26 protein-coding genes, 1 tRNA gene and 1 pseudogene are annotated in these 23535 nt (G+C 40.9%); 24 read left to right on the top strand and 4 right to left on the bottom strand.

Going from position 1 to position 23535, the window contains the following annotated elements:
- Positions 1 to 96 precede the first annotated feature (96 nt).
- On the top strand, positions 97 to 1116 hold the full coding sequence (gene pfkA, locus HMPREF2877_RS02850) for a 6-phosphofructokinase (protein ID WP_049528851.1): 1020 nt from the start codon (positions 97 to 99) through the stop codon (positions 1114 to 1116).
- Positions 1117 to 1186: 70 nt separating this feature from the next.
- On the top strand, positions 1187 to 2689 hold the full coding sequence (gene pyk / locus HMPREF2877_RS02845; protein WP_004182640.1) for a pyruvate kinase: 1503 nt from the start codon (positions 1187 to 1189) through the stop codon (positions 2687 to 2689).
- Between the two features lie 358 nt (positions 2690 to 3047).
- Here pyk and tnpA read toward each other — a convergent pair.
- Positions 3048 to 3361 (bottom strand): annotated as a pseudogene (gene tnpA, locus HMPREF2877_RS02840) (IS200/IS605 family transposase); the annotation flags it as partial.
- Between the two features lie 96 nt (positions 3362 to 3457).
- On the opposite strand from tnpA, the gene HMPREF2877_RS02835 reads away from it, so the two are divergent.
- The 14 genes from HMPREF2877_RS02835 to HMPREF2877_RS02770 all read left to right on the top strand — a co-directional run bounded on the left by HMPREF2877_RS02835 (position 3458) and on the right by HMPREF2877_RS02770 (position 14724).
- Complete coding sequence (locus HMPREF2877_RS02835) at positions 3458 to 3679, top strand: DUF4649 family protein (RefSeq protein ID WP_014633227.1); 222 nt, start codon at positions 3458 to 3460, stop codon at positions 3677 to 3679.
- 136 nt (positions 3680 to 3815) lie between these two features.
- Positions 3816 to 4817, top strand: a complete 1002-nt coding sequence (gene trpX / locus HMPREF2877_RS02830; RefSeq protein WP_014633226.1) for a tryptophan ABC transporter substrate-binding protein — start codon at positions 3816 to 3818, stop codon at positions 4815 to 4817.
- A 9-nt stretch (positions 4818 to 4826) separates the two neighbouring features.
- A complete protein-coding gene (locus tag HMPREF2877_RS02825; protein ID WP_002883493.1) occupies positions 4827 to 5696 on the top strand; it encodes an ABC transporter permease in 870 nt (289 codons plus the stop codon).
- Positions 5693 to 6451 carry an ABC transporter ATP-binding protein gene (locus tag HMPREF2877_RS02820; protein WP_002883503.1) on the top strand — a complete coding sequence of 253 codons (759 nt, stop codon included), beginning with the start codon at positions 5693 to 5695 and terminating at the stop codon, positions 6449 to 6451. Before HMPREF2877_RS02825 ends, HMPREF2877_RS02820 begins: the two co-directional genes overlap by 4 nt.
- A 179-nt stretch (positions 6452 to 6630) precedes the next feature.
- Positions 6631 to 8292 (top strand): ribonuclease J, encoded by a 1662-nt coding sequence (locus tag HMPREF2877_RS02815; protein WP_045772080.1) that lies wholly within the window; start codon positions 6631 to 6633, stop codon positions 8290 to 8292.
- Between the two features lie 134 nt (positions 8293 to 8426).
- On the top strand, positions 8427 to 9209 hold the full coding sequence (locus tag HMPREF2877_RS02810; protein ID WP_070578587.1) for an alpha/beta hydrolase: 783 nt from the start codon (positions 8427 to 8429) through the stop codon (positions 9207 to 9209).
- Positions 9210 to 9328: 119 nt separating this feature from the next.
- Positions 9329 to 10048, top strand: a complete 720-nt coding sequence (locus HMPREF2877_RS02805; RefSeq protein WP_070578585.1) for a matrixin family metalloprotease — start codon at positions 9329 to 9331, stop codon at positions 10046 to 10048.
- Between the two features lie 12 nt (positions 10049 to 10060).
- Positions 10061 to 10432 (top strand): hypothetical protein, encoded by a 372-nt coding sequence (locus tag HMPREF2877_RS02800; RefSeq protein ID WP_037611697.1) that lies wholly within the window; start codon positions 10061 to 10063, stop codon positions 10430 to 10432.
- Positions 10433 to 10517: 85 nt separating this feature from the next.
- A complete protein-coding gene (locus HMPREF2877_RS02795) occupies positions 10518 to 10961 on the top strand; it encodes a flavodoxin (RefSeq protein WP_002888085.1) in 444 nt (147 codons plus the stop codon).
- Positions 10962 to 11010: 49 nt separating this feature from the next.
- A complete protein-coding gene (locus HMPREF2877_RS02790; RefSeq protein WP_049553838.1) occupies positions 11011 to 12546 on the top strand; it encodes a ClC family H(+)/Cl(-) exchange transporter in 1536 nt (511 codons plus the stop codon).
- Between the two features lie 73 nt (positions 12547 to 12619).
- Positions 12620 to 12904, top strand: a complete 285-nt coding sequence (locus tag HMPREF2877_RS02785) for a chorismate mutase (protein WP_049553837.1) — start codon at positions 12620 to 12622, stop codon at positions 12902 to 12904.
- A complete protein-coding gene (locus HMPREF2877_RS02780) occupies positions 12901 to 14127 on the top strand; it encodes a voltage-gated chloride channel family protein (protein ID WP_049553836.1) in 1227 nt (408 codons plus the stop codon). The genes HMPREF2877_RS02785 and HMPREF2877_RS02780 overlap by 4 nt, the downstream gene beginning before the upstream one ends.
- 127 nt (positions 14128 to 14254) lie before the next feature.
- Positions 14255 to 14602 carry a 50S ribosomal protein L19 gene (gene rplS, locus HMPREF2877_RS02775; RefSeq protein ID WP_002883489.1) on the top strand — a complete coding sequence of 116 codons (348 nt, stop codon included), beginning with the start codon at positions 14255 to 14257 and terminating at the stop codon, positions 14600 to 14602.
- Positions 14603 to 14652: 50 nt separating this feature from the next.
- Positions 14653 to 14724: transfer RNA gene (locus HMPREF2877_RS02770), tRNA-Arg, on the top strand.
- A gap of 11 nt (positions 14725 to 14735) precedes the next feature.
- Here HMPREF2877_RS02770 and HMPREF2877_RS02765 read toward each other — a convergent pair.
- Positions 14736 to 15185 (bottom strand): site-specific integrase, encoded by a 450-nt coding sequence (locus HMPREF2877_RS02765; protein WP_239665625.1) that lies wholly within the window; start codon positions 15183 to 15185, stop codon positions 14736 to 14738.
- Between the two features lie 119 nt (positions 15186 to 15304).
- On the opposite strand from HMPREF2877_RS02765, the gene HMPREF2877_RS02760 reads away from it, so the two are divergent.
- The 3 genes from HMPREF2877_RS02760 to HMPREF2877_RS02750 all read left to right on the top strand — a co-directional run bounded on the left by HMPREF2877_RS02760 (position 15305) and on the right by HMPREF2877_RS02750 (position 16910).
- On the top strand, positions 15305 to 16018 hold the full coding sequence (locus HMPREF2877_RS02760; RefSeq protein ID WP_014633218.1) for a phage minor head protein: 714 nt from the start codon (positions 15305 to 15307) through the stop codon (positions 16016 to 16018).
- A gap of 205 nt (positions 16019 to 16223) precedes the next feature.
- Positions 16224 to 16466 (top strand): hypothetical protein, encoded by a 243-nt coding sequence (locus tag HMPREF2877_RS02755; RefSeq protein ID WP_013990700.1) that lies wholly within the window; start codon positions 16224 to 16226, stop codon positions 16464 to 16466.
- A gap of 303 nt (positions 16467 to 16769) precedes the next feature.
- Positions 16770 to 16910, top strand: coding sequence for a hypothetical protein (locus HMPREF2877_RS02750; protein ID WP_013990699.1), 141 nt, complete (start codon positions 16770 to 16772; stop codon positions 16908 to 16910).
- A gap of 363 nt (positions 16911 to 17273) precedes the next feature.
- Here the strand turns inward: HMPREF2877_RS02750 and HMPREF2877_RS02745 are convergent, their stop codons facing one another.
- On the bottom strand, positions 17274 to 17450 hold the full coding sequence (locus HMPREF2877_RS02745; RefSeq protein WP_003092510.1) for a DUF3042 family protein: 177 nt from the start codon (positions 17448 to 17450) through the stop codon (positions 17274 to 17276).
- 75 nt (positions 17451 to 17525) lie between these two features.
- Between HMPREF2877_RS02745 and miaA the strand changes: the two genes are divergently transcribed.
- From miaA to HMPREF2877_RS10580, 4 genes are all read left to right on the top strand, one after another.
- Positions 17526 to 18437, top strand: coding sequence for a tRNA (adenosine(37)-N6)-dimethylallyltransferase MiaA (gene miaA / locus HMPREF2877_RS02740; RefSeq protein WP_070578579.1), 912 nt, complete (start codon positions 17526 to 17528; stop codon positions 18435 to 18437).
- A gap of 33 nt (positions 18438 to 18470) precedes the next feature.
- Complete coding sequence (locus HMPREF2877_RS02735) at positions 18471 to 18971, top strand: GAF domain-containing protein (RefSeq protein WP_305366762.1); 501 nt, start codon at positions 18471 to 18473, stop codon at positions 18969 to 18971.
- Positions 18971 to 20623 (top strand): DNA polymerase III subunit gamma/tau, encoded by a 1653-nt coding sequence (gene dnaX / locus HMPREF2877_RS02730; protein WP_013990696.1) that lies wholly within the window; start codon positions 18971 to 18973, stop codon positions 20621 to 20623. Before HMPREF2877_RS02735 ends, dnaX begins: the two co-directional genes overlap by 1 nt.
- A gap of 217 nt (positions 20624 to 20840) precedes the next feature.
- Positions 20841 to 21026, top strand: coding sequence for a DUF3272 family protein (locus HMPREF2877_RS10580; protein ID WP_002883500.1), 186 nt, complete (start codon positions 20841 to 20843; stop codon positions 21024 to 21026).
- Here the strand turns inward: HMPREF2877_RS10580 and birA are convergent.
- Positions 21013 to 21951 carry a bifunctional biotin--[acetyl-CoA-carboxylase] ligase/biotin operon repressor BirA gene (gene birA / locus HMPREF2877_RS02725; protein ID WP_049528876.1) on the bottom strand — a complete coding sequence of 313 codons (939 nt, stop codon included), beginning with the start codon at positions 21949 to 21951 and terminating at the stop codon, positions 21013 to 21015. The two genes, HMPREF2877_RS10580 and birA, sit on opposite strands and share 14 nt — an antisense overlap.
- A 279-nt stretch (positions 21952 to 22230) precedes the next feature.
- Between birA and metK the strand changes: the two genes are divergently transcribed.
- On the top strand, positions 22231 to 23424 hold the full coding sequence (gene metK, locus HMPREF2877_RS02720; protein ID WP_045772072.1) for a methionine adenosyltransferase: 1194 nt from the start codon (positions 22231 to 22233) through the stop codon (positions 23422 to 23424).
- Positions 23425 to 23535 lie beyond the last annotated feature (111 nt).

Below are 23535 nucleotides of genomic sequence, written 5' to 3'. Positions count from 1 at the left end.
AAAAAAAAAACGATAAATCTTTTCAAATTTAAAGCCATTTAGAATTCTTTGTGTTATAATGAAAATGTTAAATATATAAAAGGAGTATCAGGAATAATGAAACGTATTGCTGTTTTGACTAGTGGTGGAGATGCCCCTGGTATGAACGCTGCCGCTCGCGCAGTTGTTCTCAAAGCAATTTCTGAAGGAATTGAAGTATTCGGCATTAACCGTGGATACGCTGGTATGGTTGAAGGAGATATCTTCCAACTTGATGCCAAAGGCGTAGACAACATCCTCAGCCGTGGTGGTACTTTCCTTCAGTCTGCTCGCTATCCTGAGTTTGCCCAACTTGAGGGTCAACTTAAAGGTATTGAGCAACTTAAAAAACATGGAATCGAAGGTGTAGTAGTTATTGGTGGAGATGGTTCTTACCATGGTGCTATGCGTTTGACTGAACATGGTTTCCCAGCTGTTGGTCTTCCAGGAACTATCGATAACGATATCGTTGGTACAGACTATACAATTGGTTTTGATACTGCTGTTGCAACTGCAACAGAAGCTATCGATAAGATTCAAGACACTGCTTTCAGTCACGGACGTACTTTTGTCGTTGAAGTTATGGGACGTAACGCTGGTGATATCGCTCTTTGGGCTGGTATTGCTTCTGGTGCAGACCAAATTATCGTACCTGAAGAAGAGTACGACATCAACGAAGTTGTCCGTAAAGTTAAAGAAGGTTACGAATCAGGTGCTAAAACTCACCACGTAATCGTACTTGCTGAAGGTGTTATGGGTGCTGAAGAATTTGCAGCTAAAATGAAAGAAGCTGGAGATACTTCAGATCTTCGTGCAACAAACATTGGACACGTGGTTCGTGGTGGTTCACCAACTGCGCGTGACCGTGTTCTTGCTTCATGGATGGGTGCACATGCGGTTGACCTCCTTAAACAAGGTATTGGTGGTGTAGCTGTTGGTATCCACAATGAAGAGCTTGTTGAAAGCCCAATCCTTGGTACAGCAGAAGAAGGCGCTTTGTTCAGTCTTACTGAAGACGGTAAAATTATCGTTAATAATCCACACAGAGCTCGTCTTGACTTTGCAGATCTTAACCGTTCATTGTCTAACTTGAGCTAATCTCAGTTACTTAAATTATTGTTAATCCGTCGCTAAGGCGACAAAAAATATAAGGGAGTTTTTATTTATCATGAATAAACGTGTAAAAATCGTTGCAACACTTGGTCCTGCGGTTGAAATCCGTGGCGGCAAAAAATTTGGTGAAGATGGTTACTGGGGTGAAAAACTTGACCGCGAAGCATCTGCTAAAAACATTGCTCAATTGATCAAGGAAGGTGCCAACGTTTTCCGTTTCAACTTCTCACATGGTGACCACGCTGAACAAGGTGAACGTATGGATGTCGTTCGTATGGCAGAAGACCTTGCTGGTCAAAAAGTAGGTTTCCTTCTTGATACAAAAGGACCTGAAATCCGTACTGAATTGTTCGAAGGTGATGCTAAAGAGTATGCATACAAAACTGGTGAACAAATTCGTGTTGCTACTAAACAAGGTATCAAATCAACTCGCGACGTTATCGCTTTGAACGTTGCAGGTGCACTTGACGTTTTTGACGATGTAGAAGTTGGTAAACAAGTTCTTGTCGATGATGGTAAACTTGGTCTTCGTGTTGTGGACAAAGATGCTGAAAAACGTGAATTCATCGTTGAAGTTGAAAATGATGGTATCATCGCTAAACAAAAAGGTGTAAACATCCCTTACACTAAAATTCCTTTCCCAGCACTTGCTGAACGTGATAACGCTGATATCCGTTTTGGTCTTGAACAAGGTCTTAACTTTATCGCTATCTCATTCGTACGTACTGCAAAAGACGTACAAGAAGTTCGTGCTATCTGTGAAGAAACTGGTAACGGTCACGTTCAATTGTTGGCTAAAATCGAAAACCAACAAGGTATCGACAACATCGATGAAATTATCGAAGCTGCTGACGGTATCATGATTGCTCGTGGTGATATGGGTATCGAAGTACCATTCGAAATGGTTCCAGTTTACCAAAAAATGATCATCACAAAAGTTAACGCTGCTGGTAAAGTTGTTGTTACAGCTACAAACATGCTTGAAACAATGACAGAAAAACCACGTGCAACTCGTTCTGAAGTATCTGACGTATTCAACGCAGTTATCGATGGTACAGATGCTACAATGCTTTCTGGTGAGTCTGCAAATGGTAAATACCCAGTTGAATCAGTTCGTACAATGGCTACAATTGATAAAAACGCTCAAACTCTTCTTAAAGAGTATGGTCGTCTTGATTCATCAACATTTGACCGTTCAACTAAGACTGAAGTAGTTGCGTCTGCAGTTAAAGATGCTACTAACTCAATGGATATCAAACTTGTTGTTGCTCTTACTGAATCAGGTAACACTGCTCGTTTGATTTCTAAATACCGTCCAGAAGCTGATATCTTGGCTGTAACATTCGATGAAATTACTCAAAAATCATTGATGCTTAACTGGGGTGTTATTCCAGTAGTTACTGAAAAACCAAGCTCAACTGATGACATGTTTGATGTTGCTGAAAAAGTTGCATTGGAATCAGGTCTTGTAGAATCTGGTGACAACATTGTTATCGTTGCTGGTGTTCCTGTAGGTACAGGTGGTACAAACACTATGCGTATCCGCACAGTAAAATAATTTAAGTAGAACTTAAATAGAAAGAAGATCCTAGGGGTCTTCTTTTTTTGCTCTCAGCTCTCAGTCAACTGTAGTGGGTGATGAAAAGCTAACATCTAGAGAGGACCGGATAGGGATTCCACTGAAAAAGTCATCAATCGATGTTTTTTGTTATCTTATATCGTATATTCAAGTAATAAAAATACCCCAAAAGTTAGATTTTCTCTGTCTAATTTTTGGGGTGCAGTTTAATTCACGGGTAGTTTGATTAAGGGCTATAAGTCCATAATAGTAACCAGCGTCTTAAGACGAAGTCTTTCACTTTGTTCAAGCCTTTATTTCTTTTATTCGTCATAAGCTTCTCAAAGAGGCAGACGCATTACTTACCGTTATCACTGAAGGGATTTTTATATTCTTTCACACTTAATTGTTCAATGCGGTATCATACTTCACTAGTTCCTAGATATATTTCTTAATTGTGGCTTCATTAAGTCCTATCGTACTTACATAAAAACCTTCTGCCCCAAAATGTTTGTTTCCAAATTTATATTTTAAATTGGCATTTCTATCAAACATCATTAATGCACTTTTACCTTTTTAATATCCCATAAAACTAGCCACACTCATTCGTTGTTGTATACTTACTAGCATATGAACATGATCTGGCATTAAGTGACCTTCTATTATTTGTATGGCCCAGCCTGCTGTTTTTTAAGTCGTCATGATTGACTTTGCTCTCTAGGAAGCGTAATCTAGACCTTAGGTAAAGGATTATAAGGAGGTCCCTCAATGATTGAAGTAACTTATTTAAATACTGCCAAGCAAGAAAAACACACTTCCTTTGAAGATTACAATGAATTTGTCAGAGCCCAGCAAGCTTGTTGGATTGCCTTGCCAGATGCAACACCAGTTACTAAGGTGACAATAAACGGACATGATATTGGCTACAAAGGACAATATGGTGACCTTTACTTTTTTATTATGAAGCTAGACTTGGCACAGTATCAGTAATAATAAGGGAAAAGAATCAGACATCTTGTTCTGATTCTTTTTCTTTGAGCAAGGTGATTTTTATAAATTAAGAATATTGCTAATTGACTGAAAATGACTTACAATAGAAAGGAAGAATTTATAGAAGGAGACACATATGAAAAACAAGCGTTTAATTTGGACTTTGGTTTTCCTAGCTATCTTGACGCTCGGTTCTATTGGTACAGATTTTTTCAAAAAAGAACACCAAGATGCCAATAAGGTCGTCAAAGTAGGTATCCTCCAGTTCGTGACTCACGACGCCCTGGATCAAATCGAGAAGGGAATTGAGGATGGCCTTAAGGAAGCTGGTTATAAGGGGGACAAGGTTAAAATCACCCTCCTAAATGCCGAAGGAGACCAGTCTAAAATTCAAACCATGTCTAAACAATTGGTTAATGACAAGAACGATGTCGTTATCGGTATTGCCACACCAGCAGCACAGGGGCTAGCGGCAGCTACCAAGGATATTCCAGTCATCATGGGGGCTATCTCAGACCCTGTTGGGGCAAAATTGGTTAAGGATCTCAAGCATCCAGAAGGCAATGTTACCGGTACCTCTAACCAAGTGCCGATTAAGCAGACAGTAGAATTGGTCAAATCACTGACACCCAACGCTAAGACGATTGGTATTCTCTACGCTTCAAGTGAGGACAATTCCAAATCACAGGTTGAAAGCTTTAAGAAATACGCAGAAAAAGATGGCCTGAATGTGGTCGAGTACGCCGTTCCATCAACCAATGAAATCAATACAACCATGTCAGTCATGACTGGTAAGGTAGATGCCATCTGGACGCCTCAAGATAATACTATTGCCTCAGCCTTTTCAACAGTAATCTCATCAGCTAACCAAGCTAAGATTCCAGTTTATACGACGGTTGATACTATGGTGAAAGAAGGCGGTTTGGCTTCAGTTGCTCAAAGCCAATATGAACTTGGAAAGGCTACAGCTCGTAGTGCCGTTAAGGTTCTTAAAGGTAAGAAAGTTAAGGATGTTCCTGTAGATGTTATCGATGATGGCACACCAACACTTAACCTTAAAGTTGCTCAAGACCTCAACATCACCATCCCTGACGATGTGCTTAAACAGTCAGACATCGCTGTTAAAGCTGATAAATAAGGAGGACTTATGATTATTTCATCTATTTATCAGGGGCTTCTATACGGAATCCTAGGTCTTGGGATTTACATGACTTTCCGTATCTTGGATTTTCCTGATTTGACAACAGAAGGTTCCTTCCCTCTTGGTGGGGCAGTAGCAGTAACCCTTATGAACTTTGGTTGGAACCCTATCTTGGCGACCTTGGTTGCCGTCTTGGCGGGCTGTGGTGCTGGACTTGTGACTGGTCTCCTCTATACTAAGGGAGAAATTCCTACTATTTTGGCAGGGATTTTGGTCATGACCTCTCTTAACTCAGTCATGCTTATGATTATGGGAAGGGCCAACCTAGGACTTCTTGATATTAAGACTATTCAAGACTTGCTTCCTTTCAGCAAGGACTACAACCTCTTGATTGTTGGTCTCATTGCGGTAACCATTGTTATCACTGCCTTGATTGCCTTTCTTAACACGCGCCTAGGTCAAGCTTATATTGCCACAGGTGATAATAGAGACATGGCCAAATCATTTGGTATCAATACAGACAATATGGAAGTGATGGGGCTTGTTATCTCAAACGGTATTATTGCCCTCTCTGGAGCCCTGATTAGCCAACAGGATGGTTATGCCGACGTTTCTAAAGGAATTGGGGTTATCGTCATCGGTCTTGCCAGCATTATCATTGGTGAGGTCCTTTATGCGACTAACTTGACTCTGTTGGAACGTTTGATTGCCATCTGTATTGGCTCAATCCTTTATCAGTTCCTTTTGACAGCGGTTATTGCTCTTGGCTTTAACACTAACTACCTCAAACTCTTTAGTGCGATTGTTTTGGCTATTTGCTTGATTTCGCCTGTCCTACGTCGAAAATTCTTTAAGGGGGTGACCTTATCACGATGACAGCTATTGTAGAACTCAAAGATGCGACTGTTAAGGTCAATAACGGTTTTGACACCGAAAAAACCATTCTGGACCATGTTAATCTTACCATTAGAGAAGGTGACTTTATTACCATTCTTGGTGGAAATGGTGCCGGAAAATCAACCCTCTTCAATGTCATTGCAGGGACTCTCATGTTGACCAGTGGTCAGATTTTCATCATGGGTGAAGATGTTACGGCTCTCCCTGCTGAGAAGCGTGCCAAATACCTCTCACGAGTCTTCCAAGATCCTAAAATGGGAACGGCTCCTCGTATGACTGTTGCAGAAAACCTCTTGATTGCCAAATACCGTGGCGAAAAACGAGGGCTTAAATCACGCCAAATTCATCTCTACACAGAGGAATTTCAAGGTCTGATTGAACGTATCAGTAATGGTTTAGAAAAGCACTTAGATACACCAGCAGGTCTCCTTTCAGGTGGTCAGCGTCAGGCTCTCAGTCTTTTGATGGCGACACTTAAACGTCCTGAGCTCTTGCTCTTAGACGAGCACACTGCAGCTCTGGATCCTAAGACCAGTGTAGCCCTCATGGAGTTGACTGATGAGTTTGTAACAGGTGACCATCTAACAGCTTTGATGATTACCCATCACATGGAAGATGCCCTAAAATATGGAAATCGTCTTATCGTTATGAAGGATGGTCAAATCATTAAAGACCTTACCAAGGAAGAAAAAGGCCAATTGGATATCACAGACTATTACGCTATGTTTGAGTAAGCCTAGTCTGACTCTAAATTGTAAAATAAGCCAAAAAGTTGTATACTTAAAGGGTATGCAACTTTTTGTTGTGGCCTGTAAATCGACAAGGAGACTGTTCGCACGAACGTTCAGCTTCTTGGACCGTCTGTAAAAATAGGCTCTAGAAGAGAGTCAAACTAAAAAGGAGAAAAACAAGCATGAGCGATATTAAAATTATTGCCCTAGGTGGAGTACGTGAAAATGCTAAGAACCTCTATATTGTTGAGATTAACGACTCTATCTTTATCTTGGATGCTGGTCTAAAGTATCCTGAAAATGAACAACTAGGTGTTGACTTTGTCATCCCTAACTTAGATTACTTGATTGAAAATAGAGATCGTATCCAAGGGATTTTCTTAACTCACGGACACGCCGATGCCATTGGTGCCCTACCTTATATCTTGCAAGAAGTCAAAGCACCAGTCTTTGGATCATCCCTCACAATCGAGTTAGCTAAACTTTTTGTCAAGAATGCTGGTGTTAAGAAATTCAATAATTTCCATGTTATTGACGCAGAAACTGAAATTGAATTTGAGGATGCTGAAGTTTCATTCTTCAAAACAACTCACTCAATTCCAGAATCAATGGGGATTGTTCTTGGTACTGACCAAGGCAATATTGTCTATACTGGTGACTTCAAGTTTGACCAAGCTGCCCGTCCTTACTACAAAACTGATTTAGGTCGTTTGGCTGAAATCGGACGTGAAGGTGTTTTGGCCCTCTTGTCAGACTCAGCAAATGCGACAAGTACTGAACAAACAGCTTCTGAAGCAGAAGTTGGCCAAGAAATTGACCAAGTTATTGCTGATGCAGAAGGACGTGTTATTGTTGCTGCAGTTGCCTCAAACTTGGTACGTATTCAACAAGTCTTTGATTCAGCTGCTGATCACGGACGTCGCGTTGTTCTTACTGGTTTTGACGTAGAAAATATTGTCCGCACAGCCATCCGTCTTAAAAAATTGACTGTGGAGCATGAGAAACTTATTGTCAAACCAAAAGATATGAACAAGTTCGAAGACCACGAGTTAATTATCCTTGAAAATGGTCGTATGGGTGAACCAATTGATGGCCTTCAAAAGATGGCTGTTGGTCGTCACCGTTACGTTCAAATCAAGGATGGAGATTTGGTTTATATCGTAACAACTCCAAGCATTGCTAAGGAAGCCGTAGTGGCACGTGTCAACAATGCTATCTATAAAGCTGGTGGAACTGTTAAGATGATTACGCAGAGCCTTCGTGTATCTGGACATGCCAATGCTCGCGAACTTCAATTGATGGTTAACCTCCTTCGTCCACAGTATCTCTTCCCTATTCAAGGGGAGTACCGTGACCTTCAAGCGCATGCAGAGTTAGCCTTGGAAGTTGGTATTCTTCCAGAAAATATTTATATCGTTAAACGCGGTGACATCATGCACTTGTCTGAAGATCAAGGTTTCCTTCATGAAGGAGCTGTTCCAGCTGGTGATGTTATGATTGACGGTAATGCCATTGGTGATGTAGGTAATATCGTCCTTCGTGACCGTAAGGTCTTGTCTGAAGATGGTATCTTTATCGTAGCTATCACTGTTAACAAGAAGGAGCGTAAGATTGTCTCTAAAGCGCGTGTGAATACACGTGGGTTCGTTTATGTGAAGAAGAGCCGTGACATTCTCCGTGAGGCTGCTGACATTGTCAATGCTACCGTTGAAAATTACTTGGCAGGAGACAGCTTCGACTGGGGTGAACTTAAAGGAGCTGTCCGCGACGATGTGGCTAAGTTCCTCTTTGACCAAACCAAACGCCGTCCTGCAATCCTTCCAGTAGTCATGGAAGTCCGCTAATAACTGACTAAAACATAAGAGTGTGAGCATGATGTTTGCACCATAGACATTGAGAAAAGTCTCAATAAGACTTTGTTCTAAAATCAAAAGCTGGGGTGTCCCAGCTTTTCTAACATTAAGAAAGGAAAATACAAATGGCTTTTTTTCAAATTGAATACTCATCAGATGTTCTAGGACAATACCGCCAAGTGGATGTCATCTATCCAGATCGCGATCAGATTGCTGAAAGGGAAAGTGATACGGACATCCCAGTTCTCTATCTCCTTCATGGCATGGGGGGAAATCATAATTCTTGGGCCTTCCGTACCAATATTCAGCGTCTCCTTCGTAAGACTAATCTCATTGTTATTATGCCTAACACGGAAAATGGCTGGTATACAAATACCAACTACGGGGTTAAGTATTACGATGCCATTGCTAAGGAGCTTCCTCAAGTCATGCAACGTTTCTTTCCGAGTATGACTAAGAAGCGAGAAAAGACCTTTATCGCTGGACTTTCTATGGGTGGATATGGTTCTTTTAAACTGGCCTTAACAACAAATAACTTTGCTTGTGCGGGTTCCTTCTCTGGTGCTCTTGGACTCTCAGTGGAGATGATTACAGATGAAACGAGTGAGTCTAGGGAATACTGGCAAGGTGTCTTTGGCGATTTGGAAGGAAAAGACATTAAGCAGCACAAATTGGTTAACCTAGCCAAACAACATGACAAGAAAACCAAATTCTTTGTCTGGTGTGGCCTTGAGGATTTCCTTTTTGATTCTCAAGATAAGGCAGTTGCTGATTTGAATGCCCTTGGTTTAGACATTGACTACCGAACAGACCATGGAAGACATGAGTGGTATTATTGGGAAAAACAACTAGAAGCCTACTTAGAATGGTTACCTATTGATTACGTTAAAGAAGAACGTTTGTCTTAATAGGTCAAGTTTGTAACATCTTATCAAAGAGATGATAAAAGCTTAAAGTGATATTTTTTGCTTGTCAGAACTATTAGAGCTTGATATACTAGGGGAAGTTTCGAAAAGGAGGCTCAATAATGAAAAAATTATTCAGAGTAATCTTCTATATTCCCAAACTTCTTTTACAATTTATTTGGAATCTTATTTGGGCTATATTTAAACTTGCCCTAGTCCTAGCCCTTATTGGTTATGGACTCGTCTACTATGCCAATAATTCTTCAAGTACCTTAGCCACAAACATTAACCAAGCCTTTCATCAAGTAGAGCTAGGTTTTAGTGGTACCAGTACTAATGACGTTGAGAAAGTTGTCTCTAACCTATCAACGACTGATACCATTCCAGAGTCTAATGGAGCTAGATGGGCGCAAAATACAGCTAGCATCTATATACAATCTACAGATGAAACCTTGGTAGCAGCTTATAAGGAAGCTATTACTAGCTGGAATAACACGGGTGCTTTCATCTTTACTTTAACTGATGATGCCTCAACAGCTGATATTGTTGCGACTGACTATTCCGATGCGAATTCACAGGCAGCAGGTTTAGCAGACACTCAAACCAATGTTTTGACCAATCGCATCACTCATGTAGATGTGAAGTTAAACCGTTATTTCCTTTTGAATAGTGACTTTGGTTATACTCACAAGCGTATTGTGAATACGGCTGAACACGAATTGGGACATGCCATTGGCTTAGACCATGATGACTCTAAGACATCCGTTATGCAATCAGCTGGATCTTATTACGGAATTCAACAGGTGGATATTGATACGGTCCATGCTCTCTATGCAAACTAAGGAGGGGCTGTCATGCGCTATTTGAAACGCCTTGCTAGACGTTACCCCATGCAAACCTTCCTTTTTCTTTTCAATGCTGGGGTCTTTACTTGGTTGCAAACAACAGGAACCATGATTGCCAATCGTTTGGGCCTATCAGGTGATGGCATTTGGATTTATATTCCCAATTGGGTAAAAACGCTGACCAGTCATTCTATACAGAGTATTCAAACCCTTTACGGAGCCTCTGGTTGGAGTTGGCTAATCACCTCTATGCTTCTCACTTGGCTCTTGACTTTTCTTAGAGGTCTCATGAGAGCAGTGATTCTCATTCTGATAGTTGGTCTTGGCTTATGGCTAGTTTATCGACACTTTGAACTCTTACAAAATCTAAAACTGTCCTGATGGGCAGTTTTTTTGAGTTGTTAGGTCATTTATTTTCTGAAGAAATATGATATAATATAACTAATTTATTATTTTGGAGGACATTATGGCTTTAGCAAAAATCGTTTATGCCAGTATGACCGGTAACACGGAAGAAATCGCAGATATCGTTGCCAAAAAATTGGAAGAATTAGGTCACACTGTAGATGTAGACGAGTGTACAACGGTTGATGCCGCTGATTTTGAAGATGCGGACATCTGTATCGTAGCGACTTACACTTATGGTGATGGTGAGTTGCCAGATGAAATCGTTGACTTTTACGAAGATTTGGCTGACCTCGACTTGTCAGGTAAAATCTTTGGTGTTGTAGGTTCAGGAGATACTTTCTACGATTATTTCTGTCACTCAGTTGATGAATTTGAAAATCAATTCACCTTCACAGGGGCGACTAAAGGAGCAGACAGTGTCAAGGTTGATCTTTCTGCTGAAGATGAAGATATCGAGAACCTCGAAGCTTTCGCTGAAAAAATTTCAGAAGCATTAGCATAAAAAAAGCAGAGTAAAGTCTGCTTTTATTGTAGTCAAAAATGGAGTTTTTATGAATGAAATAGAAAGAGATTTTAGGACGCAATCTCAACATCTTCTTTGGTCCGTTTGGCGAGGGCTCTTAGTGGGGGTGACGGCAGGAGCAGTGGTCAGTCTTTTTCGCTGGTTAATTGCCAAAGGGGCCGCATTTTCTGTAGCTATTTACGAAGACGCCCTTCGTAATCCACTTCTGATTCTGGGAATTGTACTTGTTAATCTCTTGATTGCCCTTTTTATTGGTTACCTTATTAAGCAGGAAAAAGACATAAAGGGCTCAGGGATTCCCCATGTTGAAGGTGAACTGATGGGGCTCTTACATCCGTCTTGGTGGTCAGTTTTATGGCGTAAATTCCTAGGTGGAGTCCTTGGGATTTCAATGGGACTGATGTTGGGACGTGAGGGACCTAGTATTCAATTAGGTGCTATGACTGCTAAGGGATTAGCCAAGGGACTTAAGCTCTCTGCGCGTGAGAAGCGTGTCTTGATTGCTGCAGGAGCAGCAGCAGGGTTATCTGCTGCCTTCAATGCCCCAATTGCTGGTCTTTTGTTTGTCGTCGAAGAAGTCTATCATCATTTCTCTCGTCATGTTTGGGTGACTGCTTTAACAGCATCTTTAGTGGCCAATGCTGTTTCTCTACGCATCTTTGGCCAGGTACCGGTCCTTGCTATGACAGAAAAATTACCCGTATTTCCTTTGAAAGATTATTGGATTCTTATTGTTTTGGGGATTTTTCTAGGTGTGCTTGGATACGGTTATGAGTGGGTTGTCTTACGTATTGGTAAGGCCTACCAAGGGTTAGGGAAAATCTTCCACTTGCCATCTCATTTTCATGGCCTCTTGGCAGTTCTGTTTATCATTCCTATTGGTCTCTATTTTCCACATCTTTTAGGTGGTGGGAATGAATTGATTCTTGCTCTAAATGGTTTACATCCTGCTCTAGCTGTGGCTATCCTCTATTTGGCTATTCGCTTTGTTTGGAGTATGTTGTCCTTTGGTTCAGGTTTTCCTGGTGGGATTTTCTTGCCGATTTTGACCCTAGGTGCTCTTTCTGGTAGTGTATTTGCGGCAGCTTTTGAAAATCTAGGATTCTTACAAGTCAGTCAGTTCCCTATTTTTATCATTCTTGGTATGGCTGGTTATTTCGGTGCGGTATCTAAGGCACCGCTAACTGCTATGATTTTAGTGACTGAGATGGTGGGTGACCTTCACCAATTGATGACAATTGGTGTCGTGACCCTGATTGCCTATCTAGTCATGGATTTCATGGGAGGAGAACCTGTCTATGAAGCCATGCTTCACAATCTAATCGCTCACAAACCAGAGCAAGTTGATAATATACCGACGATGATTGACTTACCGGTTACAGATAGTCTAGCTGGTCGATTGGTTAAGGATTTAACCTTACCTGATGGAGTTTTGATTTCCACTCAGATTTTTCAAGACCAGTCTGAGGTTGTTCATGGAGACACACGTCTAAAAGCAGGAGCAACCCTGTATCTGGTTGTTAATGAAAGTAATATCAGTCAGGTAAGAAAACTCTTTTTATAAGCAATTCAATGGCTTGAGGCTCTTTTGTCCTCAGGTCATTTTTGTTATAATGAAGAGAAAAAAGGAGGTCAGTATGGACTTAAATGAGATTCGCCAACAGATAGACACCGTTGATAATGAGATTGTGGCTTTGTTGGAAGAACGTATGAAATTGGTAACTCGAGTAAGTGCTTATAAACAACGCACCGGAAAGGCGATTTATGATCCCGAACGAGAGCAGGCCCTGTTAGACAAGGTAGGCGCTAGTGTCCTTAATCCCGAATATAAAGAAGCTATCGTCGCAAGTTTTGCGGATATTATGAAGCGTTCACGCATTTATCAAGCAAGTAAGCTGGAAGAAAGTAGGTATCTAGAATGAAAGTAAAACAATTAAGTGATAGTCAAGGTCTTTCTTACTTACATTTAGTAATGTTAAGTCTTTATGCAATCTTGTTAGGGGTGCTGGTTGGACTGATTGATGCTGTTTTTGGGCGCGTGCTGATAGGACTCTCGGAATTTCGTGACCACCATCTCTTTTATCTAGTCCCGGCACTTCCTTTAGCAGGTCTTTTGATAGTTTACCTTTACCAAAAGTTTGCGGGTAAGGCGGCACAGGGAATGGGCTTGATTTTCAAGGTTGGACATAATGAGGAGGATCAAGTCCCCCTAAGGTTAATTCCACTTGTGACTGTAACCACATGGCTGACCCACCTTTTCGGGGGTTCTGCAGGTCGTGAGGGAGTTGCTGTACAACTGGGGGCCACAGTTTCTCATGCTTTTAGTCGCTATTTTAAGCTCCCGAATGCTTCACGTATTTTCTTGATCATGGGTATGGCCGCTGGTTTTGGAGGACTCTTCCAAACACCAATCGCTGCGACCTTCTTTGCGCTTGAGGTCTTGACCCTAGGACAGTTAAGTCTGCCAATCTTGGTACCGACTCTTATTGCATCTTTTATGGCTAGTACGACAAGCCATCTCTTAGGTCTTGAAAAATTTAGCCACTTTGTCTCCGAAAGTTTGACTATTGACCTTGAGACGTTTATGAAATTAGCTCTTTTAGGTTTGGCCTTTGGTATTGCAGGAAATCTCTTTGCTTATCTCTTGTCACTAGCTAAAAAGAAAGTAGCAAGTCTGCTCCCAAATCCTTATTATCGTGTTCTCTTAGGAAGTGTCGTCTTAACCTGTCTTCTTTTGATTTTGTGGAAGGGACGCTATACAGGTCTTGGAACGAATTTGATTGCTTTAAGTGTTGGTGGTGGGACCATTTATCCATTGGATTGGCTCTTGAAATTGCTCTTGACCGTCTTTACCCTATCTCTTGGTTTCCAAGGAGGAGAAGTAACCCCTTTGTTTGCTATCGGAGCCAGTCTTGGTGCTGTTCTAGCACCAGTTTTAGGACTTCCAATTCCACTTGTAGCAGGTCTAGGCTATCTGTCTGTCTTTGGTAGCAGTACCAATACCCTTTTAGCCCCTATTTTCATTGGCGTTGAAGTCTTTGGTCCCGCTAATGCAGTCCCTTACGCGATTGTCATGGCTTTTGCTTATCTCATAAATCATAAGACGAGCATTTATGGACAACAAAAAATGCTAGAAATGCAATAAGATACTAGACATCCTGATAATTTTTTGATAAGATACTAAGAGTGTGTAATGGACACACAAAAATAACGGCTAATCCGCTGAGACACAGAGGTTGCTCTTAAGATTAGTAAGATAGGAGTATATAAAAATGAATCCATTGATCCAAAGTTTGACAGAAGGTCAACTTCGTACTGACATCCCATCATTCCGTCCTGGTGACACAGTTCGCGTTCACGCGAAAGTTGTCGAAGGAACTCGTGAACGTATCCAGATCTTTGAAGGTGTAGTTATTTCACGCAAAGGTCAAGGGATCTCAGAAATGTACACAGTTCGTAAAATTTCAAGCGGTATCGGTGTAGAACGTACTTTCCCAATCCACACTCCACGTGTTGAAAAGATTGAAGTTGTACGCTACGGTAAAGTCCGCCGTGCTAAACTTTACTACTTGCGTGCTTTGCAAGGTAAAGCTGCACGTATCAAAGAAATCCGTAAATAATTTACAGATTTCACATAAAAAATCTGTCCTCGTGGCAGATTTTTTCATAAGTCCTCTTAGTTAAATGGATATAACAACTCCCTCCTAAGGAGTCGTTGCTGGTTCGATTCCGGCAGGGGACATTTTTAAGCCTTTAACCATGCGGTTTTAAAGCGTTTTGTCCACATTCTGTCCAAATTTGTTTTATCTTTTCGTCATTGCGTGATTTCTGCTCTTGTAACTGGTGGGCGTAAACTTCCAGTGTGATGTTTAGGTTTTCATGTCCTAAAACTTGCGATACAGAAATCAAGTCGATATCATGGGCTATTAGATAGCTGGCATAAGTGTGCCTTAACGAGTGGACACGTACTTCACGCCCAATGATTTTACGCAAGGTCTTATTAACTGCATTGTTGGACAAGGAAGGCATCAGTCTGCCGTCCTCGGTAGGTGGTAGCTGGTCAATAAATTTTATAAATTCATCATCAAGCGGTATCTCTCGGATACTGCTTTTTGTTTTGGTCGGTAAAAAACCAGTATTGTTTTTATAGTCCCATGTCTTATTGACTGACAGCATGCCAGTATCTCGGTTGATATCATCCACTGTCAGTCCTAGACACTCAGCAAAACGGATACCAGTTTTACCTATAAGCTAAACAGTATGTAGCTGACAAAGATTTTAGTCCAGAGGCAAACAAGGAGCTTCGAGACTACAACTTTTCTATGTCTGTTGGTCGTCAAGAGCTTCTTATCCAAGAGTTAGAACTCGAACTATTGGTTTTATCTGAAGGCGAACGTCAATTAACTAACGATTATCTGATGAATGGCTATAAGAGCGAAATTGTAAGAGGAAGCCTGCTTGATCAGACGGTGCCTAACAAGAAAACACTTGAAAGGTACATGACGACGGCTGTTAACGCTAATTTCGAAGGCGCTAAATGGTCGGAGCGTATCTGGGGTAGAAATGCTCAGCTACGGCAACTTGTTAGAACTGAGGTAACGAGGGCTTTAATTCGTGGAAATAACGGCTTAACGATTGCGAGACGCATTAGAAAACACATGGATGTGCTCCGTACTAATGCAGAGCGTTTAGGTATCACGGAACATGCTAGAGTTCAAACTTTGGCGCAGAAAGATATTATGAAAGAAAACGGTTTTGAGTATTTCAAACTCATGCCAGATTCAAGAGCTTGCGATTATTGTAAACAGGTTGGCCGTGATACCGAGAAGGAACCTGTTCCAATTGACAAGATTGATAGCGGACTAAATGCCCCGCCTATGCCCCCATATTGTCATTGTGCAGTTGCTGAAGTGTATTTGGACAAAGAGAAATTGCATAAAATTAATGAAAATGGTATTGTACAAGTGGATGAAGTAATCAATGGAACTCCGCACCCTGTCGGGGAGGCGAGAAAGGTGATTCAACACAATGCTTAGAACGGTGATATTCTTGGGTGTTCTTTCTATAACTATGATGGTATGAGGTATAAGGATATTCACTTCACGAATCACAGATAACCAGATAAACATTCATTTTGAAAAAACAGGGAATACGCTCACGATATTGATTACCACGAACCTAGTAAATCAAAAGCCAAGAAGAGAACAACCAGGAAGTTAACTGATGAAGAGAGGAGTGAGAATGGCGATGTCTTATAGTCAAAACCTAAAGGAATTAAAACAACTTTGCGAATATCTTTGGGATGCAGATTTTGAAGTTGATGGTAAAACTGTTAGCATTCTTCCTGAATCAGAAAATAACATAGTTGTTGTTTACGATGGCAAGGAGATAATCGTAAAGTCGTTTGATGAGCTCATAGAACTGAAACTGGACGGCGTTACACTGCCAAAATTGATGGAAAACGTCGAAGTAAGGTATGCTTAATAAATAATTGAAGTCGTAGCAATACGGCTTTTTCTTATGCGCTGATAGCCGTGCTAGCTAAAGGGCTTTGGGGTTCGATACCTCGTCAGCGCATAGGGCTAATTTAAGCCCTAAATAAACAATACTAGCGTGGCTTGTAACGTAGTATTTCAGATGAGACTAGAAGGGGATAGCTACCTCATTCGTGGCTCTGACGGTGTACAACTAGGGGACTAGGTGGGAGGAAATTATGGAACAAGATAACAATATCGAAATGACAAAGGAGCAATTGGCGAATTCTATTCAGATGGTCATTTGACTTTGGTGCCAAATGGTTCATTGGGTTCTACCGTTTTCGGTACAACTCCAGAAGAGTCAGATTTGCAATCTGGCAATACTCCAGAAGCAGAAGTTGAAGTTGTTGATCAAGGTTTCGCAATTACAACTACTAAAACAATCGACTAGGTTAACAACCAAACCAAGGTATCAATGATTCTTTCCTTTTTTGATGCTCTCTATTTCGTAACGATTAATCAATTTAAGTATGTACCTATGTTTGTAAACGATTATTCCAAATTTATTTGAAAGTTCGTCTAATTTTTTCTTGATTTCAAAATTCATAGACCAGAACATTGTCCCCATAAGTTAATTTCATAAGAAAAACACCTCAAAAGTTAATTTTTTTCTGTCTAACTTTTGGGGTGCAGTTCACAAATGTAATGATATTATATTTTTTCTTTTCTTTTCTTTTCAATTTGGCTCTGTTCCTAGTCATAGATGAAGAGTTAAAAATAACAGTAAAAAACCAGGTTTCCCTGGTTCTCATTATTAGCGACTTACACGACGGCGAGCTGCTTTTTTACGATTTTCTTCGATGAAAGCCAATTTCTTTTCTTCTGGTTCGATAATTGTCTTTTTAACTGCGAAAACGGCACCTGCAACGGTAGCAGCAGTTCCAAGAACGCCAGTAGCAAGACCTTTAGCAAATGAATGTTTTTTAGCCATGAGACTATCCTCCGTATATGTTATAATATGCTTATATTATCTAAAAAAATATCTAGAATAGCAAGTGAAAACATTATGAAAACCAAACTTATTGTAGTAGCTGGTCCTACTGCTGTAGGAAAAACAGCGCTTGGAATTGAATTGGCCAAGCGTTTTAATGGCGAAATTATTTCAGGAGATAGCCAGCAGGTTTACCGACAATTGAATATAGGAACCGCCAAGGCCACTCCTGAAGAGCAGGCAGCAGCAGTGCATCATCTGATTGATGTTCGCGATGTTGATGAGTCCTATTCAGCTTATGATTTTGTGACAGAGGCAGAGGCTGCCATTACAGATATTGTTAGTCGTGGCAAGCTGCCTATTATAGTAGGAGGAACAGGTCTCTATTTACAAAGTCTTCTAGAAGGGTATCACCTAGGGGGGCAGGTAGATCAGGAGCAGGTCTTAGCCTATCGCACGGAATTAGAGCAATTATCTGATCAGGAACTTTTTGAAAAGATTGACAGTTTAGGTATTGAGATTAAAGAGATTAACCGTCGTCGTGCCATTAGAGCACTTGAACTCCATCGTTTTTCGGAGAATCTTGAAAATACTGAGCCGACTTATGATCCCTTTCTTATCGGATTAGATGATGAACGTTCCTTGATTTATGACCGCATCAATACACGGGTAGACAAGATGGTTGAACATGGTCTCTTGGAAGAGGCCAAGTGGCTGTACGATAATTATCCTGATGCCCAGTCAGCTCGTGGTATAGGCTACAAGGAGTTGTTTCCTTATTTTGCTGGGAACCAAACCTTGGACGAAGCCTTGGAAAAACTCAAGCAAAATACGCGTCGATTTGCTAAACGGCAATTAACCTGGTTCAGAAATCGAATGACTGTTAAGTTCTATCAGATTTCTAGTCCAGAATATCCTGAAAATGTCGTTCAAGATCTTGAATTATTTTTAAATGATAGGGAAGGAGAAAAGGTAGGTCAATCTTAGTTTTAAAAACCTATCTTTGCTATAATGGTAGTTATGACTAACGAAGAAAAAAAATCAGCCTATGAATTAATGCTATCACAGGCTGAGGTGCTTTTTGCCAATGAAGACAATGCTTTGGCCAACTTTTCTAATGCCTCAGCTCTCTTGAATACAACCCTGCCGAATTCTGTGTTCACAGGCTTCTACCTGATGGATAATGTCAAGAATGAGTTAATCCTTGGTCCTTTCCAAGGTAATGTTTCTTGTGTTCGAATTGCCCTAGGTAAGGGTGTTTGTGGCCAGTCTGCAGCAGAAAATAGAACCTTAATTGTCCAAGATGTCACCAAACACGCTAATTACATCGCTTGTGATTCTGCTGCTCGAAGTGAAATTGTTGTACCAATGGTCAAAGATGGCAAATTAGTTGGTGTTCTCGATTTGGATTCTCACCAAGTAGGAGACTATAACGACGTAGACCAAGATTATCTGGAAGCGTTTATCAAAATTCTACTCGAGAAAACCGAGCTTACATTTGGAATGTTTGAGGTAAACTAATGTATCAAGCCTTATATCGTAAATACCGTAGTCAGACCTTTGGCGAAATGGTTGGTCAAAAAGTGATTTCAACCACGCTCAGACAGGCGGTAGAGTCAGGGAAAATCAGCCACGCCTATCTCTTTTCAGGGCCACGTGGTACCGGTAAAACCAGTGCGGCAAAAATCTTTGCCAAGGCTATGAACTGTCCTAATCAAGTTGATGGTGAGCCTTGTAATCACTGCGATATTTGTCGCGATATTACAAACGGAAGTCTTGAAGATGTTATCGAGATTGATGCGGCTTCCAATAATGGTGTGGATGAGATTCGTGAGATTCGTGATAAGTCGACTTATGCTCCAAGTCGTGCGACTTACAAGGTCTATATTATCGATGAAGTTCACATGCTTTCGACAGGTGCCTTCAATGCTCTTTTGAAGACTTTGGAAGAACCAACTGAAAATGTTGTTTTTATTCTGGCGACCACTGAATTACATAAGATTCCTGCAACCATCCTTTCTCGTGTCCAACGTTTTGAGTTTAAATCGATCAAGCAGGGAGCTATTAAAGAGCATTTGGCTTCAATTCTGGAAAAAGAAGGATTGACCTTTGATGATGAGGCTTTGACCATCATTGCTCGTCGTGCGGAAGGTGGTATGCGTGATGCTTTGTCAATCTTAGACCAAGCACTGAGTCTTTCTCCTGATAATCATGTCAGCCAAGCCGTAGCTGAAGAAATCACAGGTTCTATTGGTTTAACAGCCCTAGACAGTTTTGTCGCTAACGTTCGCAATCAAGAGACTACGCAAGCTTTATCAAATCTTGAAACTCTTTTTGATAATGGCAAGTCTATGAGCCGTTTTGCGACGGATCTCTTGGAGTATTTCCGTGATCTTTTGATTGTCAAAGCGGGCGGAGAGAACAGTCACCATAGTCCCCTTTTTGAAGAGAATCTTTCTCTGGAGCAAGACCGACTTTTCCAATTGATTGACTTGGTTACAAGTGCCTTGCCAGAAATTAAAACTGGAACACATCCTAAAATCTATGCGGAAATGCTGACTATAAAATTGTCAGAGACTCATACTCAGGCTTCACAAGAAATTCCGGGGAATTTGCAAGAAGAGTTAGATAGTCTTCGTCGCGAGGTAGAAGGTCTACGTAAAGCTCTTAAAGAGGGCAAAGCCCAAGGAGAAGTAGCACCAACTCGAAAAGCCAAACCTGCTTATCAGTACAAGGTGGATCGTGAAAAGATTCTTACTATTATGCGTGAAACCATGGAAAATCCGCAGAAATCACGCCAGTGTCTGGATGCCCTAAAGGCAACTTGGCCTGAAATCTTGGATTCTATTAGCCCACAAAATAGGGCACTTTTGAATGGCTCCGAGCCTGTACTGGCCAATCAGGAAAATGCTATCCTGGCATTTAATGCCGCTTTTAATGCTGAACAGGTCATGAAACGCAGTGATCTCAATGATATGTTTGGCAATATCATGAGTTCAGCTGCCGGTTTCTCACCTAATATTATGGCTGTTCCAAAAGCAGAATTTGAAAAACTCCGAACAGAATTTGCACGAAGTCTCAAATCCAAAGAAGAATTGGAAAAAGAAGATCGCGAAGAGTATATCCCTCAAGAACTCGACTTTCTCTCTGATGTAGTAGAAATAGAGGACTAAAAAGGTCCAGTGGACCTTTTTAGGTCCGAGCCAAGAAACCCAAAAGCGAGGCTGTTCAGTGGACCTTTTTAGGTCCAATCCCAGTAAGTTAGATGGCGAGATAGTCAAGTGTAATTTGATAGATTTCTGAAGCTAATAATTGGAAGGTCCATCCGTGTAAAAATGAAAAGAGCCTAGACTGCTTGTCCTAGGCTCTATCTATTGATATAATAATCTTATGATTCAACAAATTTTGTTTATAACGCTTGAAACTATTTTTGAAACGGTTTGTTTTAATTACAGTTTACAACACGGCTATTACTTTTTTACAGCCTTTTTTGGGTATTTACTGTTTCGTCGTCTTTGGACAACCTACGTTGTTTCACGCATTGCGCGTGCAGCCGACAAGTCTACCAAGAAGTAAGGCTCACTTCGCCAGCGGTCAACCATTTTTCCCGACCATCATCAGTAAGAACGAGAAGTTGGCCCTTATCGCCAATTTCCTTGGCAACACCAGTATAAGTCTTTCCAGCTTGTTCAAAGGTCACTTGTTTGTCTAAAACGAGGGACTTTTCTTTATAGACCTTGACCAAATCGCTAGTAGGAATGGTTAAAAAGAGTCTCCAAATTTCTGAAATGAGCTGGTTTCGAGTAATGCTTGGTTTTTCAGAAGTAAAAAGACTAGTAGCTTTATTAGCTAACTCTTCAGGAAAATCACTGATTGAGAAGTTAAGCCCAACCCCGATAATGACATCTGTGATGCGACCAGATTCGATAGAACTAATGGCTTCGGTAAGGATACCAGCCATTTTTTTGTTGTTGAGATAGATGTCATTAACCCATTTGATTTCTGTATTGATGCCAGTTAGACGCTGGATAGCTTTGACAATAGCAGCTGCCGCCATCATCGTATAAGGTGGTAACTCCTCAAAATGACAGTTGGGCTTTAAGTGGATACTCATGTAGATACCACCTTGTGGACTGGTAAAGAAGTGACGTTCAAATCGTCCTTTGGCTGCCTTTTGACTTGATGCCAGGTAAAGTGCAGGCGTCGGATTATTCTTTTCCATGCCATGTTTAGCATCTAGTTGGGTAGAGTTAGAATCTGGATTAAAGTAGACTGGAATGTTGAGTTGCTTAGAGATGTCTTGAGGAAGAAGAATATCTCCCTTTTCTAAATAGTAGCCTTTCTTGCGGACACTTGTAATGTCAATTCCTTGTTCTTGAAGTGTTTGAATTGCCTTCCAAATGGCTGTCCGTGAGACACCAAGGCTTTTAGCCAAGCTCTCTCCCGTCACAAAGTCAGGACTCTTCGATAAGATGTCATAAACGTGTTCATAAGTTTTCATATCCTAAGTATAATACAAATGATGGCAAAATGCTCACTATAACTTATTGATAAGGCTTGATAATAAATAACTATATGACTAGACTGAAAAAACATGATATAATGGAAGGTAGTTATTAAGTCCCGATAAGGCAACAGTCATTCTAGAGTTGGCTGTTGGTTCTTTGTAACTTTTTAACGGCGTCTAGCTCCATTAGGAGTATAGCGTTTTACCTATTAGGAGACGGTTAAATCCGTGCTGTCTAATACTATTTTTCATATTAAAAGGGGGACATTTTATATGTCAGAACGTAAACTTTTCACGTCTGAATCAGTATCTGAGGGGCATCCAGATAAAATTGCAGACCAAATTTCAGATGCCATTCTTGATGCGATTTTAGCAGAGGATCCAGATGCACACGTTGCAGCAGAAACAGCTGTCTACACTGGTTCTGTCCATGTTTTCGGTGAAGTTTCTACAACAGCTTATGTAGATATTAACCGTGTGGTTCGTGATACTATCGCTGAAATTGGTTATAACAATGCAGAATACGGCTTTGCGGCAGAATCTGTTGGGGTTCACCCATCATTGATTGAACAATCTCCAGATATTGCTCAAGGTGTCAATGAAGCACTTGAAGTTCGTGGAACTGGTGATCAAGATCCACTTGATCTTATCGGAGCTGGTGACCAAGGTTTGATGTTTGGTTTTGCTATTGACGAAACTCCAGAGTTTATGCCACTTCCAGTTAGCCTCTCACATAAATTGGTTAAAAAATTGGCAGATTTGCGTAAATCTGGTGAGATTTCATACCTTCGTCCAGATGCTAAATCTCAGGTTACCGTTGAGTATGATGAGAATGACCAACCAGTACGCGTTGATACAGTTGTTATTTCAACACAACACGATCCTGAAGCGACTAACGACCAAATTCGTCAAGACGTTATTGAAAAAGTCATTAAGGCAGTTATTCCAGCCGAATACTTGGATGATGAGACTAAATTCTTTATCAACCCAACAGGTCGTTTTGTTATCGGAGGACCTCAAGGAGACTCTGGTTTGACTGGTCGTAAGATCATTGTTGATACTTATGGTGGTTACTCAAGACATGGTGGTGGTGCCTTCTCTGGTAAGGATGCCACTAAGGTTGACCGTTCAGCTTCATATGCAGCTCGCTACATTGCCAAAAATATCGTAGCTGCTGGTCTTGCTAAGAAAGCAGAAGTACAATTGGCTTATGCTATCGGTGTTGCTAACCCTGTGTCTGTCCGTGTTGATACTTTCGGAACGGCGACAGTTGCTGAAAGCAAACTTGAAGCTGCTGTCCGCGATCTCTTTGACTTGCGTCCAGCAGGTATCATTCAAATGCTTGATCTTAAACGTCCTATCTATCGTCAAACAGCGGCCTATGGTCACATGGGACGTACGGACGTCGATCTTCCATGGGAAAAATTGGACAAGGTAGATGCCCTCAAAGCAGCTGTAGAAGCTTAACGAATAAAATTAGTTCTAAAAAACAGAATTTTAATATGAATTCTGTTTTTTTGTCTCTAGAAAACTAATAGCTCTGGTGGTGGGGTTAAAAGGTTTTTAGAGATGTATCAA

Origin of the sequence: Streptococcus sp. HMSC072D03 (assembly GCF_001812855.1) — a bacterium.
GTDB classification, from domain to species: Bacteria; Bacillota; Bacilli; order Lactobacillales; family Streptococcaceae; genus Streptococcus; species Streptococcus salivarius_D.
The sequence above is the reverse complement of the archived record's forward strand: the minus strand, read 5'-3'. Positions and strand labels throughout refer to the sequence as shown.